The following is a 16,217-nucleotide window of genomic DNA, read 5'->3' as shown; positions in this document are numbered from 1 at the left end:
GGGATTCGAGGTGCGTCGTCGTCACGGAGCACACCTTATTGAGTCGGACGCGCCGCGCGTGCACCGCGGTTCGCCTTACCGGGTGCCGGATCGCGGATTCTCCGCTCCGTCAGCTCCGCTCCAGCGCCCCGGCGATGGCCCGGACCCGGGCGCCGATCGCCGGATCGGGCCCGGAGGCCAGCACCCGCCCGATGAGTCCGCCCAGCTCGGCCATGGTGTCCACGGCCATCCCCCGGGCGGCCACCGCGCCGGTGCCGAGCCGGATGCCGGAGCCGACGGCGGCCGGCTCCGGGTCGTACGGGAGTGCGCACTTGCCGAGCACCAGTCCGGCGCTCGCACAGCGGCGCTCGGCCTCCAGGCCGGTCAGGCCGAGGCCGCCGACGTCGGCGGTCACCAGGTGGGTGTCGGTGCCACCGGTCAGCGGAGCGGCCCCGGCCCGGCCGAGCTCCTCGGCCAGGGAGCGTGCGCCGTCCACCGCGCGCCGCAGGTACGCGCCGAACTCCGGCGTGCCCGCCCGGGCGAAGGCCACCGCCTTGCCGGCCACCTCGTTCATCGCCGCCCCGCCCTGGCTGAACGGGAAGACCGCCCGGTCCACCCGCTCGGCCAGCTCCGCCCCGCACAGCAGCAGCCCGCCGCGCGGCCCGCGCAGCAGCTTGTGGGTGGCCGCCACCGTGACGTCCGCGTACGGCACCGGCGAGGGCGCCAGCCCGGCCGCCACCAGCCCGGTCACCTGGGAGACGTTGGCGATCAGGTAGGCGTCCACCTCGTCGGCGATCTCCCGGAACACCCGCCAGTCCAGGTGCCTGGGGTAGGAGATGCCGCCCGCGATGATCGCCTTCGGCCGGTGCAGCCGGGCCAGCTCGCGGACCTGCCGGTGGTCCACCAGCCCGCTCCGCTCCTGGACGCCGTAGCCGACGAAGTCGAACCAGCGGCCGGAGAAGTTGGCCCGGGAGCCGCAGCTCAGGTGCCCGCCGTGCTCCAGGGACATCGCCAGCACCACGTCACCCGGCCGCAGCAGTGCCGCGTACGCCGCCAGCATGGCCGAAGTCCCGGATCGGGGCTGGACGTTGGCGTGCTCGGCGGCGAACAGCCGCTTGGCCCGGTCCACCGCCAGCAGCTCGGCGGCGTCCGCCAGGGTGCAGCCGGCGTGGTGCCGGCGGCCCGGGTAGCCCTCGGCGTACTTGTCCACCAGCGGCCCGGCCAGGGCCGCCAGCACGGCCGGGTCGGTCAGGTTCTCCCCCGCCAGCAGCTGGAGGCCCTCGGCCCGGCGGCCGGCCTCGGCGGCGAGCAGGTCGGCCAGTTCGGGGTCGGCCGTCCGCAGGGCGGCGGGGGCCTCCCAGGAGAGCTGCACATCGGAGGTGACGGTCATGGCGTGCTCCCGGGCGGCGGCGCGATGGGGCGGCACCCCCAGCGTAGGACGGCCGGTACCCGACGGCCCGTCAACGCACCCGACCGGGCGGCGCGGTGCGCCGGCCCGCCGTCAGCGGGAGACGCCGGTGAGCGCGGTCACCACCGGGTCGAGCGCGTCGAATATCTCCTCGCCGCAGTTGCGGAACATCCCGATCGGCGCGCCGTACGGGTCGTCCACCTCGTCCGACTCCGGGGTGGAGGCCAGCAGCCAGCCGCGCAGCGCGGCGGCCGTGCGCACCAGCGCCCGGGCCCGGTCGGTGGCCTGGGCCCCGCCGCGCGGGTCCGGCAGGGTGGACGGGTCGATCCGCCGCACCAGCCGGGTGAACTCCTTGATGGTGAAAGTGCGCAGGCCCGCCGCGTGGCCCATCGAGATCACCTGGGCCCGGTGGTCCAGGGTCGCGGTGAGCACCAGGTCGGCGTCGATCACGTGCTCGTCGAGCAGCTCGCGCCCGGCGAAGTTGTCCGCCGCGACGCCGTACTCACCGAGCACGGTGGCGGCGTGCGCCTCCATCGGGGCGCCCTCGTGGCCCCAGGTCCCGGCGCTCTCCACCACGAACCGCCCGGCGGCCACCCCGGCCAGCCGGGCGTCCAGCTCGTGCCGGGTGAGCCGCTCGGCTATCGGCGAGCGGCAGACGTTGCCGGTGCAGACGAACAGGATGCGGAAGCTGTCCAGCGGCCGGGGCGCCACCGTGACGTACCCGGGCCCGGGCAGCGCACCGCCGGGTATGGCGGCGTCGACCCCGTACAGCGAGGCCGCTGTCAACTGCCGGCCTCCAGGTCCGGGACGACCTCCCTCAGCTGCTCGGCGCTGATCGCGCCGGCCCGCAGCAGGACCGGGACCTTGCCCGTGACGTCGACGATGCTGGACGGCTTGCCGAAGTCGGCGTTGCCGCCGTCCAGGTAGACCGCGACCGAGTCACCGAGCTGGTTGAAGGCGTCGTCGCAGGTGGACGGGTTCGGCCCGCCGGTCTTGTTGGCGCTGGAGACGGCCATCGGGCCGACCTCGTTCAGCAGCTCCAGGGCGACGGGGTGCAGCGGCATCCGGACCGCCACGGTGCCCCGGGTGTCGCCCAGGTCCCAGCGCAGCGAGGGCTGGTGCTTGGCGACCAGGGTGAGCCCGCCCGGCCAGAACGCGTCGACCAGCTCCCAGGCCTGCTCGGAGAAGTCGGTGACCAGCCCGTGCAGGGTGGTCGGCGAGCCGACCAGCACCGGGGAGGGCATGTTCCGGCCGCGTCCCTTGGCGTCCAGCAGGTGCGAGACGGCCTCCGGGCTGAAGGCGTCCGCGCCGATGCCGTAGAGCGTGTCGGTCGGCAGCACCACCAGCTCGCCCCGGCGGATCGCCGAAGCGGCCTCGCGCAGCCCGGTCTCGCGGTCGGCTGCGTCGGCGCAGTCGTAGCGGCGGCTCATCGGTGCGGTCCCCTCTCGGAAAGCTGACAGGTCGTCACGTGGCGCTTCACAGCGAGGCCCTGCGGGCCGTGGTGAAGCGCGGTCGGTTGTTCAGGTCCCGGTGGTCGGCGGCGTCGGTCCAGCCGCTCTCCTCGCGGAACACCCACGGCACCTGGCCGCCCTGGGTGTCGGCGTGCTCGATGACCACCACTCCCCCGGGCCGCAGCAGCCGCGCGGCGACCCGCTCGATGCCCCGGATGGTGTCCAGGCCGTCCTCGCCGGAGAACAGCGCCATCTGCGGGTCGTGGTCGCGGGCCTCGGGCGCGACGTACTCCCACTCGGTGAGCGGGATGTACGGCGGGTTGGAGATCACCAGGTCGAAGCGGCCGTCCCAGGAGCGGTCGTCCTCGAAGGCGCGGGTGGCGTCACCGGAGTGCAGCACCACCCGGGCCCGGTCGGAGCTGGCCTCGACGTTGCGCCGGGTGTAGGCGAGCGCGCCCTCGTCCAGCTCGAAGGCGTGCACGGTGGAGCGCGGCAGCTCCTGGGCCAGGGCCAGCGCGATCGCGCCGGAGCCGGTGCACAGGTCGACCACCAGCGGCTCGGCCACGTCCATCTCGCGGACGGCGTCTATGGCCCACTCGACCACGGTCTCGGTCTCCGGCCGGGGCACGAAGACCCCGGGGCCGACCTCCAGCTCCAGGTAGCGGAAGAACGCCCGCCCGGTGATGTGCTGGAGCGGCTCGCGCGCCTCGCGGCGGGAGATCGCCTCCCAGTAGCGGGCGTCGAAGTCGCCGTCCTTCACCGTGTGCAGCTGGCTGCGCTTGACGTTGTGGACGTGGGCGGCGAGTTCCTCCGCGTCGAAGCGCGGCGACGGCACCCCGGCCGCGGCCAACCGCTGGGTGGCCTGGGCCACCTCGGCGAGCAGCAGGTTCATCCGTCTACACCCCTTGTCCGGGTCAGTTCTCCTGGGCGGCGGCCAGCTTGGCCGCCGCGTCGGCGTCCACGCAGGACTGGATCAGTGCGTTGAGCTCGCCGTCCAGCACCTGGTCCAGGTTGTACGACTTGAAGCCGGTGCGGTGGTCCGAGATGCGGTTCTCCGGGAAGTTGTACGTCCGGATCCGCTCCGAGCGGTCCACCGTGCGGACCTGGCTGCGCCGGGCGTCCGAGGCCTCCTGGTCGGCCGCCTCCTGCGCGGCGGCGAGCAGCCGCGACCGCAGGATGCGCATGGCCTGCTCCTTGTTCTGCAGCTGGCTCTTCTCGTTCTGGCAGGACGCCACGATACCGGTCGGCAGGTGGGTGATCCGGACCGCCGAGTCGGTGGTGTTGACGGACTGCCCGCCCGGGCCGGAGGACCGGTAGACGTCGATCCGCAGGTCGTTGGCGTGGACCTCCACCTCGACCTCCTCGGCCTCCGGGGTGACCAGCACGCCGGCCGCCGAGGTGTGGATCCGGCCCTGCGACTCGGTGGCCGGGACGCGCTGCACCCGGTGCACGCCGCCCTCGTACTTGAGCCGGGCCCAGACGCCCTGGCCGGGCTCCGCGTTCCCCTTGGTCTTCACGGCGACCGAGACGTCCTTGTAGCCGCCGAGGTCGGACTCGTTGGCGTCGATGATCTCGGTCTTCCAGCCCACCCGCTCGGCGAACCGCAGGTACATCCGGAGCAGGTCCCCGGCGAACAGCGCGGACTCCTCGCCGCCCTCGCCGGCCTTGACCTCCAGGATGACGTCCTTGTCGTCATTGGGGTCGCGCGGCACCAGCAGCAGCCGCAGCTCCTCGGTCAGCTCCGCCTGCCGGGCCTCGGAGTCCCGCACCTCGGCGATGAAGTCCGAGTCCTCGGCGGCCAGTTCACGGGCCGCCACGATGTCCTCGCCGGCCTGCCGCCAGGCCAGGTAGGTCCGGGTGATCGGGGTCAGCTCGGCGTACCGCTTCGCCAGCTTGCGGGCGTTGGCCTGGTCGGCGTGGACGGACGGGTCGGCCAGCCTCGCCTCGAGGCCGGCGTGCTCGATGAGGAGCTCTTCGACTGCCTCGAACATCGGGTGGGCCTACTTCCGGGGTGTGGGGTGTGCGGGACGGGGGTGGAGGGACGCGAACGGCGCCGGTCCGGTCGCACCCCACGCGGGGGCACGACCGGGACCGGCGCCGTACGGACGCTAGTCGTCCTGCTTGACCGAGAGCTTCTTGCCGAAGCGGGCCTCGAAGCGGGCGACGCGGCCACCGGTGTCCAGGATCTTCTGCTTGCCGGTGTAGAACGGGTGGCAGGCGGAGCAGACCTCGGCGCGAATGACGCCGGTGGTCTCGGTGGAACGAGTGGTGAACTCGTTGCCGCAGGTGCAGGTGACGTGGGTGACCACGTACTCGGGGTGAACGTTGGGCTTCAAGGGGATCTCCTAGAGTTCGGGAGGGCACCGGGTCGGCGGCTGACAGCCGCACGTGAACCGGGACCGACGGACCAGTCTGCCAGGACTGGGCGCATCTTCCCAAACCGGGTGCCGCCCCCGGATATTCCGATCCGGTACCGGTCGGCTCAGCGCTTGGCCCGGGACGCCTTCGGACTGGCCGAGGGGGTGGCCTGGGCCGGGTTGGCGGGCTGCTCGGCCAGCACCGAGGCGGGCACCGGCTGGTCGGCCTTCAGCGCCGACCAGAGCTGGCTCGCCCGGGGCTCGGCCGGGACCACCCGGTTCGGGTCGCTGGGGGCCGTGACGACCGGCAGGGTGACCATGCCGAGCTCGTCCGGGCCGATGCCCTTGAGGCTCTCGGCCAGGCCCATCAGGGCGTTCACCGAGGCCAGGTCGGAGTCGGTGGTGACCGACCTGGTCAGCTTGTCGGCGACCGAGAACAGCTTGGCCGGGTTGCTGGTCAGCCCCAGGCTCTTGGTCTGCGCCATGACCGCCTTGACCATCTGCTTCTGCAGCTCGATCCGGCCCAGGTCGCTGCCGTCGCCGACCCCGTGCCGGGTGCGGACGAAGGCCAGCGCCTGCTCGCCGCCCAGGTGGTGCGCGCCGGCCGCCAGCTGCAGCCCGCTGTCCTTGTCGGAGATCGGCACCGTGGTGGTCACGTCGACCCCGCCGATGGCGTCGATCAGCCCGGCGAACCCGGCGAAGTCGATCTCCACGTAGTGGTCCATCCGCAGCCCGGTGAGCTGCTCGGTGGTCTTCACCGCGCAGGCCGGGCCGCCGGCCTCGAAGGCCGAGTTGAACATCGCGTTCTTCGCGGCGGCCACCGGCTTGCCGGCCGTGGAGGTGCAGGCCGGGCGGGCGACCAGGGTGTCCCGGGGTATCGAGACCACCTCGCCCCGGCTGTGGTCCTGGTTGACGTGCACCACCATGGCGGTGTCGGACCGGGCGGTGCCGTCGGTGTTCCCGCCCGCCAGGTTCCCGTTGGCGCCGCCCCGGGAGTCGGAGCCCAGCACCAGGACGTTGAACGAGCCGTCGGTCGCGGCGGGCGGCCGGGCGGTGCCCAGCTGGGCGTTGATGTCGACGCCCTTGATGTTCCCGTTCAGCTTCCAGTACGCGTACCCGGCGGCGCCGCCGCCCAGCACCAGCAGCCCCGCGACGGAGCACACCACGGTCCGCCGTAGTCGGACCTTGCGGGTGACGACCCTGCGTCGGTGCTCGGCCATACGCCTCGTGTCCTCACTCTCCGGGGGCCCTGGTCGGTATGACCTCATTCCGAGCATAAGCGAACCCGATACCCATAAGTCCCGTATGCGGAACCGCCCCGGAAGACGCGAGAACCCCGGGCCGCGGTTGCGGTCCGGGGTTCTCGGTGTACGGATGATCAGTCGGAGCCCGGAGTGCTCTTCGCGATCTGCATCAGGAACTCGGCGTTGCTCTTGGTCTGCTTGAGCTTGTCCAGCAGCAGCTCCATGGCCTGCTGCGAGTCGAGCGCGTGCAGCACCCGGCGGAGCTTCCAGGTGATGGCCAGCTCCTCGCTGCCCAGCAGGATCTCGTCCTTGCGGGTGCTGGAGGCGTCCACGTCCACGGCCGGGAAGATGCGCTTGTCCGAGAGCTTGCGGTCGAGCCGGAGCTCCATGTTGCCGGTGCCCTTGAACTCCTCGAAGACCACCTCGTCGGCGCGCGAGCCGGTCTCCACCAGGGCGGTGGCGAGGATGGTCAGCGAGCCGCCGTTCTCGATGTTGCGCGCGGCGCCGAAGAACTTCTTCGGCGGGTAGAGCGCGGTCGAGTCGACACCACCGGACAGGATGCGGCCGGAGGCCGGCGCCGCCAGGTTGTAGGCGCGGCCCAGGCGGGTGATCGAGTCCAGCAGGATGACCACGTCGTGGCCCAGCTCGACCAGGCGCTTGGCGCGCTCGATGGCCAGCTCGGCGACGACCGTGTGGTCCTCGGCCGGGCGGTCGAAGGTCGAGGAGATGACCTCGCCCTTGACCGACCGCTGCATGTCGGTGACCTCTTCCGGACGCTCGTCGACCAGGACGACCATCAGGTGGCACTCGGGGTTGTTGGTGGTGATCGCGTTGGCGATCGCCTGCATGATCATCGTCTTGCCGGTCTTCGGCGGGGCGACGATCAGACCGCGCTGACCCTTGCCGATGGGCGAGACCAGGTCGATGATCCGGGTGGTCAGGATGCCCGGGTCGGTCTCCAGGCGCAGGCGCTCCTGCGGGTACAGCGGGGTGAGCTTGCCGAACTCCGGGCGGTTGCGCGCCTGGTCCGGGTCGGTGCCGTTGACGGAGTCCAGCCGCACCATGGCGTTGAACTTCTCGCGGCGCTCGCCGTCCTTGGGCTGGCGCACCGCACCGGTGATGGCGTCACCCTTGCGCAGGCCGTTCTTGCGGACCTGAGCGAGCGAGACGTAGACGTCGTTGGAGCCCGGCAGGTAGCCGGAGGTCCGGACGAAGGCGTAGTTGTCGAGGATGTCGAGGATGCCCGCGACCGGGATCAGCACGTCGTCGTCGTTGACCTGCGGCTCGGCCGGACCGGCCTCGAAGCCGTCGCGGCGGCTGCCGCTGCGGCCCCGGCGGTCGCGGTAGCGGCCGCGGCGGCCACGGCGGCCGTCGCCGAACTCGTCGTCGTCGTAACCGCCCTGGGCAGCCTGCGGCTGCTGCTGGACGGCCGGCTGACGGCTCTGCTGGCCGCCGTCCTGCTGCTGGCCTTGGCCGCCCTGCTGGCGGTCACCGCGCTCGGTCCGCTCGGGGCGGTCCGCGCGGTCCCGGCGGTTGCGACGCTCGCGGCGGGACTCGCGGCCGTCGCCGTCCTGGGCCTGGCCCTCGGCGGCCTCGGTGCGCTCGCCGCCCTCGCGACGGTCGCGCCGGTCCCGGCGGTCCCGGCGGGTCTCGGTCCGGGCCTCGGCGTCGGCGGGGCGGGCCTCGGCGGCGCGGGTCTCGCGCGCCTCGGCGACCACGGTGCCGGCCTCGGGAGCCTCGGCGACCGGGGCGCCGGCGGCCGAGGTGGCCCGGCGGCGGGTGCGCTCGGTCCGGGCCGGGGCGGCCTCGGCGGCGGCCTGCACCGGGATGTCGATCTGCGGCTCGGCGGCCGGAGCGGCAGCGGCGGCCTTGGCCGTGCGGCGGGCAGCCCGCGGCGGAGCCGCCTCCTGCCCCTGATCGGCGGCCGGAGCGGCCTCGGCGGCGGGCGCCTCGGCGGCGGCAGCGGCCTTGGTGGCACGCTTGGCGGCCGGGGCTGCGGCCGGCGCGGCGGCACCGGCGAGCAGCGGGTCACCGCCGCTCTTCTCCTTGATGGCCTCGATCAGCTGGCTCTTGCGAAGGCGTCCGGTACCGCTGATCCCGAGGGTCGAGGCGAGCTTCTGCAGCTCGGCCAGGACCAGGCCGTCCAGGCCCGCGGCGGCGGTGCGGCGGCGCCGCGCCGGAGCCGCGGGGGCGGTGGCGGCGTCCGACGCTTCGGCGTCCGGGCGCGCGCCCATCAGATCGGTGGAGTCGCTCACTAAGGGTCCTTCCCTGGAGCGGACGTCGGCCTGTCTGGCTCGGCGACCGGTTGTGCTGTCCTGACCAACGCGCGAATGCGCCGGTCCGAGGCGGTGATCCCCCGAATGGCGCTACTGCCAGTCGGGGAAGAGCTGTGATGTGCACGTGGTGCGAAGTGGCGCGGGTGGGCACCTGCCGACCCCACTGCCCGCGGTTCCCGGGCCCCCGTCGCGGTCCGGCGACCGGGCCCCATCCGGGCGCGGCGCTACGTGGGAGGCCGTGGGAGGGAGTCAGGTGCCGTCACGGCTTCGGGATGTGGCCGCATCCGCGCAGGCAGGCTGCGTACGCGCTGCGGAGGACTCCCGGAGGATCGTGGTCCCGTTCGGCCAAGGCCCCACTCGTGCGGACTGGCCGCAACTGTGGGAGGGCGGGATCGGGACGCGGCGCACCGCACCCCGGAGGGCATCTGGTGCAGCAATGAGGTTAACACTACCGACCCCCTGACACATTCCCCGGCCCCGTTCCCGTCAATCGTGCCCGCCCACCCGAATGGCTCAGCCGTCCAGCGGCAGTACCTGGGCCCCCCGGGCGTCCAGGCCGAGCCGGTGCGCGGCGAAGTCCGGCCCGGCGAAGGAGAGCAGCTTCTCGGCCCCGGCCTCGTCGGCCAGGGCGAGCACGGTGGGGCCGGCGCCGGAGATCACGGCCGGCACGCCCTCGGCGCGCAGGGCGCCGACCAGGGCGGCGCTGCCGGGCATCGCGGCGGCCCGGTAGTCCTGGTGCAGGCGGTCCTCGGTGGCGGCCAGCAGGAGCTCCGGACGGTTCGTCAGGGCCTCGACCAGCAGGGCCGCGCGGCCCGCGTTGACCGCGGCGTCGCCGAGCGGGACGGTCCGGGGCAGCAGGCCGCGGGCGGTCTCGGTGAGCACCTCGGTGGAGGGGATGAAGACCACCGGCACCACCTCGGCGGAGGGCTCCAGCCGGACCGCCTTGGCGGACTCCTCGTCCGTCCAGGCGATGGTGAAGCCGCCGCGCAGGCAGGCCGCGACGTTGTCGGGGTGGCCCTCCAGCTCGGAGGCGAGGGCCAGCAGGGCGTCGTCGTCCAGCGCGGTCGGGCCGCCGATGGTGACGGCGCGGGCGGCGACGATGCCGGCGCAGATGGCGGCGGAGGAGGAGCCGAGGCCCCGGCCGTGCGGTATCCGGTTGGCGCAGACCACCTCGATGCCGCGCGGCTGGCCGCCGAGGCGGTCGAAGGCGGCGCGCATCGAACGGACCATCAGATGCCGTTCGTCGCGCGGCAGGGAGTCCGCACCCTCACCGGCGATGTCCACCGAGAGGCCGCTGTCGGCGACCCGGACCACCACGTCGTCGTACAGGCCGAGGGCGAGTCCGAAGGCGTCGAAACCGGGGCCGAGGTTGGCACTGGTCGCGGGGACCCGGACCCGGACGGCGGCAGCACGGAACGCGGGACCAGCCATGGTGGTGGGACTCTCCTGAGGAATGACGGCCCGGTTGGGGGGCGGGCCTGCGGTGGTACGTGTGCGGGGCCTGCGATCGGCGCCCCCGGCGGACGGCCCGTCCGCGCGCGGCACGGCCCGCTGGATCCAGACTATCGAAGAGAGGTTCCACAGCGGTACACCCCGCACCCCTCCGATCTGCCGTGTTGCCGGATCTGGCCGGAAAGCGTGCCGTGATCGACTGCACTCGATCAGGTCACCCGGCCGGGCGGCGGCACGGACGGGCCGCCCCCCGAAAGGGTCGGCCCGTCCGTTGACGCGTCGTCAGTCCAGCAGCCCCAGGCGGCGGGCGGCGGCCTCCGGGTCGATCGGGACGACCTGCGGCTGCGGGGCGCCGGCCACCGCCCAGTCCGGGTCCTTGAGGCCGTTGCCGGTCACGGTGCAGACGATCCGCTGGCCCGGGTCGACCAGACCGGCCTCCGCCTTGGCCAGCAGGCCGGCCACCGAGGCGGCCGAGGCGGGCTCCACGAAGACGCCCTCCTGGGAGGCCAACAGGCGGTAGGCGGACAGGATCTGACGGTCCGTCACCTTGTCGATCAGACCGCCGGAGTCGTCCCGGGCGGCCAGCGCGTAGTCCCAGGAGGCCGGGTTGCCGATCCGGATCGCGGTGGCGATGGTCTGCGGCTTGAGCACCGGGGCGCCGTCCACGATCGGGGCCGAGCCGGACGCCTGGAAGCCCCACATCCGCGGGGTGCGGGCGGCCAGGCCGTCCTTGGCGTACTCGGTGTAGCCCTTCCAGTAGGCGGTGATGTTGCCCGCGTTGCCGACCGGCAGGACGTGGATGTCGGGGGCGTCGCCGAGCATGTCGACGATCTCGAAGGCGGCGGTCTTCTGGCCCTCGATGCGCACCGGGTTCACCGAGTTGACCAGGGCGACCGGGTACTTCTCGGAGAGTTCACGCGCCAGGGTGAGGCAGTCGTCGAAGTTGCCGTCCACCTGGAGGATCTTCGCGCCGTGCACCAGGGCCTGGCCCATCTTGCCGAGCGCGATCTTGCCCTGCGGCACCAGCACGGCGGAGACCATGCCGGCCCGCACCGCGTACGCGGCGGCGGAGGCCGAGGTGTTGCCGGTGGAGGCGCAGATGACGGCCTGGGCGCCGTCCTCCTTGGCCTTGGAGATGGCCATGGTCATCCCGCGGTCCTTGAAGGAGCCGGTCGGGTTGGCGCCCTCGACCTTGAGGTAGACCTCGCAGCCGGTGCGCTCGGAGAGCACCTGGGCCGGGACGAGCGGCGTGCCGCCCTCCAGCAGGGTGACGACGGGGGTGTCGGCGGTGACCGGCAGACGGTCGCGGTACTCCTCGATGAGCCCGCGCCACTGGTGGGTGTGACCGCTCTGGACTACGGCGTTCATGGTGCTTCCTACTCCCCTTCAACCCGCATGATGCTGGCCACGCCGCGCACGCTGTCGAGTGCGCGGAGCTTGTCGACCGTCGCCGACAGCGCGGCGTCGGTGGCGCGGTGGGTGACCACGACGAGCGACGCGTCGCCCTCGCGGCCCTGCTGGCGGACGGTGTCGATCGAGACCCCGTGGTCGGCGAAGACGGTGGCGACCTGGGCCAGCACGCCCGCCCGGTCGTCCACGTCCAGGCTGACGTGGTACCGGGTGATCACCTGGTCCATCGGCTTGGCCGGCAGTTGGCTGTAGACCGAGTCGCCCGGACCGGTGGCGCCGTTGAGCTTGTTGCGGCAGACCGCGACCAGGTCGCCGAGCACCGCCGAGGCGGTCGGCGCGCCGCCGGCCCCGGGGCCGTAGAACATCAGCCGACCGGCCGCCTCGGCCTCCACGAAGACCGCGTTGTACGCCTCGCGGACGGAGGCCAGCGGGTGGCTGAGCGGGATCATCGCCGGGTGCACCCGGGCGGTGACCGACTCGCCGTCGGCGGCCCGCTCGCAGATCGCCAGCAGCTTGACCACGCAGCCCATCTCCTTGGCGGAGGCGATGTCGGCGGCGGTCACCTCGGTGATGCCCTCGCGGTAGACGTCCGCGGCGGTGACCTTGGTGTGGAAGGCGATGCCGGCCAGGATCGCGGCCTTGGCAGCGGCGTCGAAGCCCTCCACGTCGGCGGTCGGGTCGGCCTCGGCGTAGCCGAGCGCGGTGGCCTCCTCCAGCGCCTCGGAGTACCCGGCGCCGGTGGAGTCCATCTTGTCCATGATGAAGTTGGTGGTGCCGTTGACGATGCCGAGCACCCGGTTCACCTTGTCGCCGGCCAGCGACTCGCGCAGCGGGCGGATCAGCGGGATGGCACCGGCCACGGCGGCCTCGTAGTAGAGGTCCACGCCGGCCTTGGCGGCGGCGGCGTGCAGCTCGGAGCCGTCCTTGGCGAGCAGCGCCTTGTTGGCCGAGACCACCGAGGCACCGTTCTCGAACGCCTTCAGGATCAGGCTCTTGGACGGCTCGATCCCGCCGACCACCTCGATCACCACGTCGATGTCGCCGCGGCCGACGAGGGCCTCGGCGTCGGTGGTGAGCAGTTCCTCGGGCACCCCGGCCCGGGCCCGGCCGGCCCGGCGGACGGCGATCCCGGCGAGCTCGACCGGAGCGCCGATCCGCGCGGCGAGGTCGGCGCTGTGCGTCGTCATGATGCGCGCCACCTCGGAGCCCACCACACCACAGCCCAGCAACGCCACCTTCAGCGGGCGCGTACGCATCATCCGACTCCGCTCTGCTTTCTCGGGGATTCCGGCGGGCTCCATGGTCGGCGGTAGCCGTTGCCCGCAGGGTATTCGGTCCGTACCAGTCTCCGGGACCGGCCGTACGAATCTACGGCCGTTCCAAGATCTGAGACGAGGATTTCTCTATCCGATATCGAGACGCAGGAGATCCTCCTCCGTCTCGCGCCGGACGATCACCCGGGCCGCGCCGTCCCTGACGGCCAGCACCGGAGGCTTGAGGGCGTGGTTGTAGTTGCTCGCCATCGAGCGGCAGTAGGCCCCGGTCGCGGGCACCGCGATCAGGTCACCCTCCGTCAGGTCGGCGGGCAGGAAGGCGTCCCGGACCACGATGTCGCCGGATTCGCAGTGCTTGCCGACCACCCGCACCAGCATCGGCGCCGCCTCGCTGGTGCGCGAGACCAGGGCGACCGAGTACTCGGCGTCGTACAGGGCGGTGCGGATGTTGTCCGACATGCCGCCGTCGACGCTGACGTAGGTGCGCAGGCCGTCGAGGGGCTTGATGGTACCGACCCGGTACAGCGTGAACGCGGTCGGCCCGACGATCGCCCGGCCCGGCTCCACGCTCAGGCGCGGCGCGGTCAGCCCGGCCGCCGCGCACTCCCGGCGGACGATGTCGGCCAGCGCGGCGGCGATCTCGGCCGGCGTACGCGGGTCGTCCTCGCTGGTGTAGGCGATCCCGAGGCCGCCGCCGAGGTCGATCTCCGGCAGCTCCACCCCGTGCTCGTCCCGGACCTCGGCCAGCAGGCCGACCACCCGGCGGGCGGCCACCTCGAAGCCGGCCGTGTCGAAGATCTGCGAGCCGATGTGCGAGTGGATGCCGCGCAGCTCCAGGCTCGGGTGGGCCAGCGTGCGGCGGACCGCCTCGGCCGCCCGGCCGCCGCTCAGCGAGAGGCCGAACTTCTGGTCCTCGTGCGCGGTGGCGATGAACTCGTGGGTGTGCGCCTCCACGCCGACGGTGACCCGGATCAGCACCGGCTGGCGGACGCCCTGCCGCTCGGCCACCGCGGCGAGCCGCTCGATCTCCTGGAAGGAGTCCAGCACCACGTGGCCGATCCCGGCCTTGAGCGCCTGCTCCAGCTCCTCGGTGGTCTTGTTGTTGCCGTGCAGCGCGATCCGCTCCCCCGGCATCCCGGCGGCCAGCGCCACCGCCAGCTCGCCCGGGCTGCACACGTCGAGGTTCAGCCCCTCCTCGTGCAGCCAGCGCACCACCGCCTTGGAGAGGAACGCCTTGCCCGCGTAGTAGACGTCCGCGTCGGCCCCGAAGGCGTCCCGCCAGGCCCGGGCCCGGGCCCGGAAGTCGGCCTCGTCCATCACGTAGGCCGGGGTGCCGTGCTCCTCCGCGATCGCCTTCACGTCCAGCCCGCCGACGGTGGCGACGCCCTCGGCGTCGCGGGTGACGGTGGCCGACCAGACCTTCGGGTCGAGCGCGTTCAGATCGGCCGGGGGCGCCAGGTAGTGGCCCTCGGGCAGCACGTCGCCGTGACGGGGACCGGCGGGGTGGGCGGAGCGGCTCATCTGCGTCTTCCTTAGCGAGTCTTGCGACCTTACGAGGAGGGGCGGTGACGCGTCCTGACGGACCGTCACCGCCCCCTGGAATCGCGGGGGTTGGTGCGACTACATCCGCTCGGGCGTCGAGACGCCCAGCAGCGTGAGGCCGTTGGCGATGACCGTGCGCGTGGCGTCGGCCAGCCAGAGCCGGGCGTGCGTGAGGTCGGTGACCTCCTCGTCGCCCTTGGGCAGGATCTGGCAGTTGTCGTAGAACCGGTGGTAGTCCCGGGCCACCTCTTCGAGGTAGCGCGCGACGTGGTGCGGCTCACGGTGCTCGCCGGCCTTGGCCAGCACGCGCGGGAACTCGCCGAGCTGGCCGAGCAGGGTGGACTCCCACTCCGTGCTGAGCAGCTCCGGCCTGAAGTCCTCGGCCGAGCCCTTGGAGATGCCCTTCTGCTCCGCGTTGCGCTGCACCGAGCACATCCGGGCGTGCGCGTACTGGACGTAGAAGACCGGGTTCTCGTTGGTCTGGCTGGTCAGCACGTTGATGTCGAGCGTGATGGTGGAGTCGGTGGGGTAGCGCACCAGCGAGTAGCGGGCGGCGTCCACGCCGATCCACTCGATCACGTCGTCGATCGTGATGATGTTGCCCGCCCGCTTGGACATCCGGACTTCCTGGCCGTCCCGGACCATCTTCACGAACTGACCGATCATCACCTCGATGTTCTTGTCCATGTCGTCGCCCGCACAGGCCGCGATGGCCTTGAGGCGGTTGACGTAGCCGTGGTGGTCGGCGCCGAGCATGTAGACCGAGACCTCGCTGCCCCGGTCCCGCTTGCTCAGGTAGTAGGCGGCGTCGGCGGCGAAGTAGGTGGTCTCGCCGTCGGCCTTGATCAGGACGCGGTCCTTGTCGTCGCCGAAGTCGGTGGTGCGCAGCCAGATCGCACCCTCCTGGTCGAAGACGTGGCCCTGCTCGCGCAGCCGCTCCATCGCCTTCTCCACCGCACCCGAGTCGTGCAGGCTCTTCTCGGAGAACCAGACGTCGAAGTGGGTGCCGAACTCGTCCATCGAGCGCTTGATCTCGGCGACCATCAGCTTGAGGCCCTCGGTGCGGAACACCTGCACCTGCTCGTCCTCGGGGAGGTCGAGCACGCCGGGGACGTTCGCCACCAGGGTCTTGGCGATGTCGACGATGTACTCGCCGACGTAGCCGTCCTCGGGAGCGGGCCGGCCGTTCGCGGCGGCCTGCAGCGAGGCGGCGAACTTGCCGATCTGCACGCCGGCGTCGTTGAGGTAGTACTCGGTGGTCACCTCGGCGCCGGTCGCCTTGAGCACCCGGGCCAGCGAGTCGCCGACGGCCGCCCACCGGACGCCGCCGATGTGGATCGGGCCGGTCGGGTTGGCGGAGACGAACTCCAGGTTGATCTTGAGGCCCTTGAGCGCCTCGTTCCGGCCGTACTCCGGACCGGCCTCGACGATGGCGCGGGCCAGGTCGCCCTGGGTCGCGGCGTCCAGCGTGATGTTCAGGAAGCCCGGGCCGGCGATGTCCACCTTCGACACACCGGCGATCCCTCGGAGGCGTCCGGCCAGCACCTCGGCGACGGCTCGCGGCGGCTTGCCGGCCGGCTTCGCGAGCTGGAGGGCCACGTTGGTGGCGTAGTCGCCGTGGTCCCTGTTCTTGGGCCGTTCGATCGTCACGTGCTCGGGCACGGCGACGGTCAGCTCGCCCGCCTCGATGGCGGCGCTCACTGCGGCCTGGACTGCCTGGGAGAGATCTGCGGGTGTCACGGGCCCCAGCCTAGGCGAGGCCCGGCCCTGGGCCGTACCCGGTTTGCCCGTCGAGACGTTCGCGCCGCGATGCCGTTCGCTCTC

The 16,217-nt window shown here is 72.6% G+C and carries 13 protein-coding genes; all 13 read right to left on the bottom strand.

What is annotated here, in order from left to right:
* Nucleotides 1–109: 109 nt before the first annotated feature.
* The 13 genes from glyA to argS all read right to left on the bottom strand — a co-directional run bounded on the left by glyA (nt 110) and on the right by argS (nt 16,133).
* Nucleotides 110–1,369, bottom strand: coding sequence for a serine hydroxymethyltransferase (gene glyA / locus ACIRBX_RS21660; protein WP_402298684.1), 1,260 nt, complete (start codon nt 1,367–1,369; stop codon nt 110–112).
* Nucleotides 1,370–1,480: 111 nt separating this feature from the next.
* A complete protein-coding gene (locus ACIRBX_RS21655) occupies nt 1,481–2,122 on the bottom strand; it encodes a protein-tyrosine-phosphatase (protein ID WP_402298799.1) in 642 nt (213 codons plus the stop codon).
* Nucleotides 2,123–2,169: 47 nt separating this feature from the next.
* Nucleotides 2,170–2,817 carry an L-threonylcarbamoyladenylate synthase gene (locus ACIRBX_RS21650; RefSeq protein ID WP_402298683.1) on the bottom strand — a complete coding sequence of 216 codons (648 nt, stop codon included), beginning with the start codon at nt 2,815–2,817 and terminating at the stop codon, nt 2,170–2,172.
* A 46-nt stretch (nt 2,818–2,863) separates the two neighbouring features.
* Complete coding sequence (gene prmC / locus ACIRBX_RS21645; protein ID WP_402298682.1) at nt 2,864–3,730, bottom strand: peptide chain release factor N(5)-glutamine methyltransferase; 867 nt, start codon at nt 3,728–3,730, stop codon at nt 2,864–2,866.
* 22 nt (nt 3,731–3,752) lie between these two features.
* Nucleotides 3,753–4,829, bottom strand: coding sequence for a peptide chain release factor 1 (prfA, locus tag ACIRBX_RS21640; protein WP_402298681.1), 1,077 nt, complete (start codon nt 4,827–4,829; stop codon nt 3,753–3,755).
* 117 nt (nt 4,830–4,946) lie between these two features.
* A complete protein-coding gene (rpmE, locus tag ACIRBX_RS21635; protein ID WP_402298680.1) occupies nt 4,947–5,174 on the bottom strand; it encodes a 50S ribosomal protein L31 in 228 nt (75 codons plus the stop codon).
* Between the two features lie 146 nt (nt 5,175–5,320).
* The gene (locus ACIRBX_RS21630) at nt 5,321–6,415 is read right to left on the bottom strand and encodes an LCP family protein (RefSeq protein ID WP_402298679.1); all 1,095 of its coding nucleotides are present in this window, start codon (nt 6,413–6,415) and stop codon (nt 5,321–5,323) included.
* A gap of 158 nt (nt 6,416–6,573) precedes the next feature.
* The gene (gene rho / locus ACIRBX_RS21625; RefSeq protein WP_402298678.1) at nt 6,574–8,694 is read right to left on the bottom strand and encodes a transcription termination factor Rho; all 2,121 of its coding nucleotides are present in this window, start codon (nt 8,692–8,694) and stop codon (nt 6,574–6,576) included.
* A 534-nt stretch (nt 8,695–9,228) separates the two neighbouring features.
* On the bottom strand, nt 9,229–10,146 hold the full coding sequence (gene thrB, locus ACIRBX_RS21620) for a homoserine kinase (protein ID WP_402298677.1): 918 nt from the start codon (nt 10,144–10,146) through the stop codon (nt 9,229–9,231).
* 303 nt (nt 10,147–10,449) lie between these two features.
* Nucleotides 10,450–11,535, bottom strand: coding sequence for a threonine synthase (gene thrC / locus ACIRBX_RS21615; RefSeq protein WP_402298676.1), 1,086 nt, complete (start codon nt 11,533–11,535; stop codon nt 10,450–10,452).
* Between the two features lie 8 nt (nt 11,536–11,543).
* Nucleotides 11,544–12,836, bottom strand: coding sequence for a homoserine dehydrogenase (locus tag ACIRBX_RS21610; RefSeq protein WP_402298675.1), 1,293 nt, complete (start codon nt 12,834–12,836; stop codon nt 11,544–11,546).
* Between the two features lie 144 nt (nt 12,837–12,980).
* A complete protein-coding gene (gene lysA, locus ACIRBX_RS21605) occupies nt 12,981–14,372 on the bottom strand; it encodes a diaminopimelate decarboxylase (protein WP_402298674.1) in 1,392 nt (463 codons plus the stop codon).
* Between the two features lie 99 nt (nt 14,373–14,471).
* A complete protein-coding gene (gene argS, locus ACIRBX_RS21600; protein WP_402298673.1) occupies nt 14,472–16,133 on the bottom strand; it encodes an arginine--tRNA ligase in 1,662 nt (553 codons plus the stop codon).
* Between the last annotated feature and the right edge of the window lie 84 nt (nt 16,134–16,217).

The organism is Kitasatospora sp. NPDC096147 (assembly GCF_044763225.1).
In the GTDB taxonomy this organism is placed as follows: Bacteria; Actinomycetota; Actinomycetes; order Streptomycetales; family Streptomycetaceae; genus Kitasatospora.
This window is presented reverse-complemented; position numbering and strand designations above follow the sequence as displayed.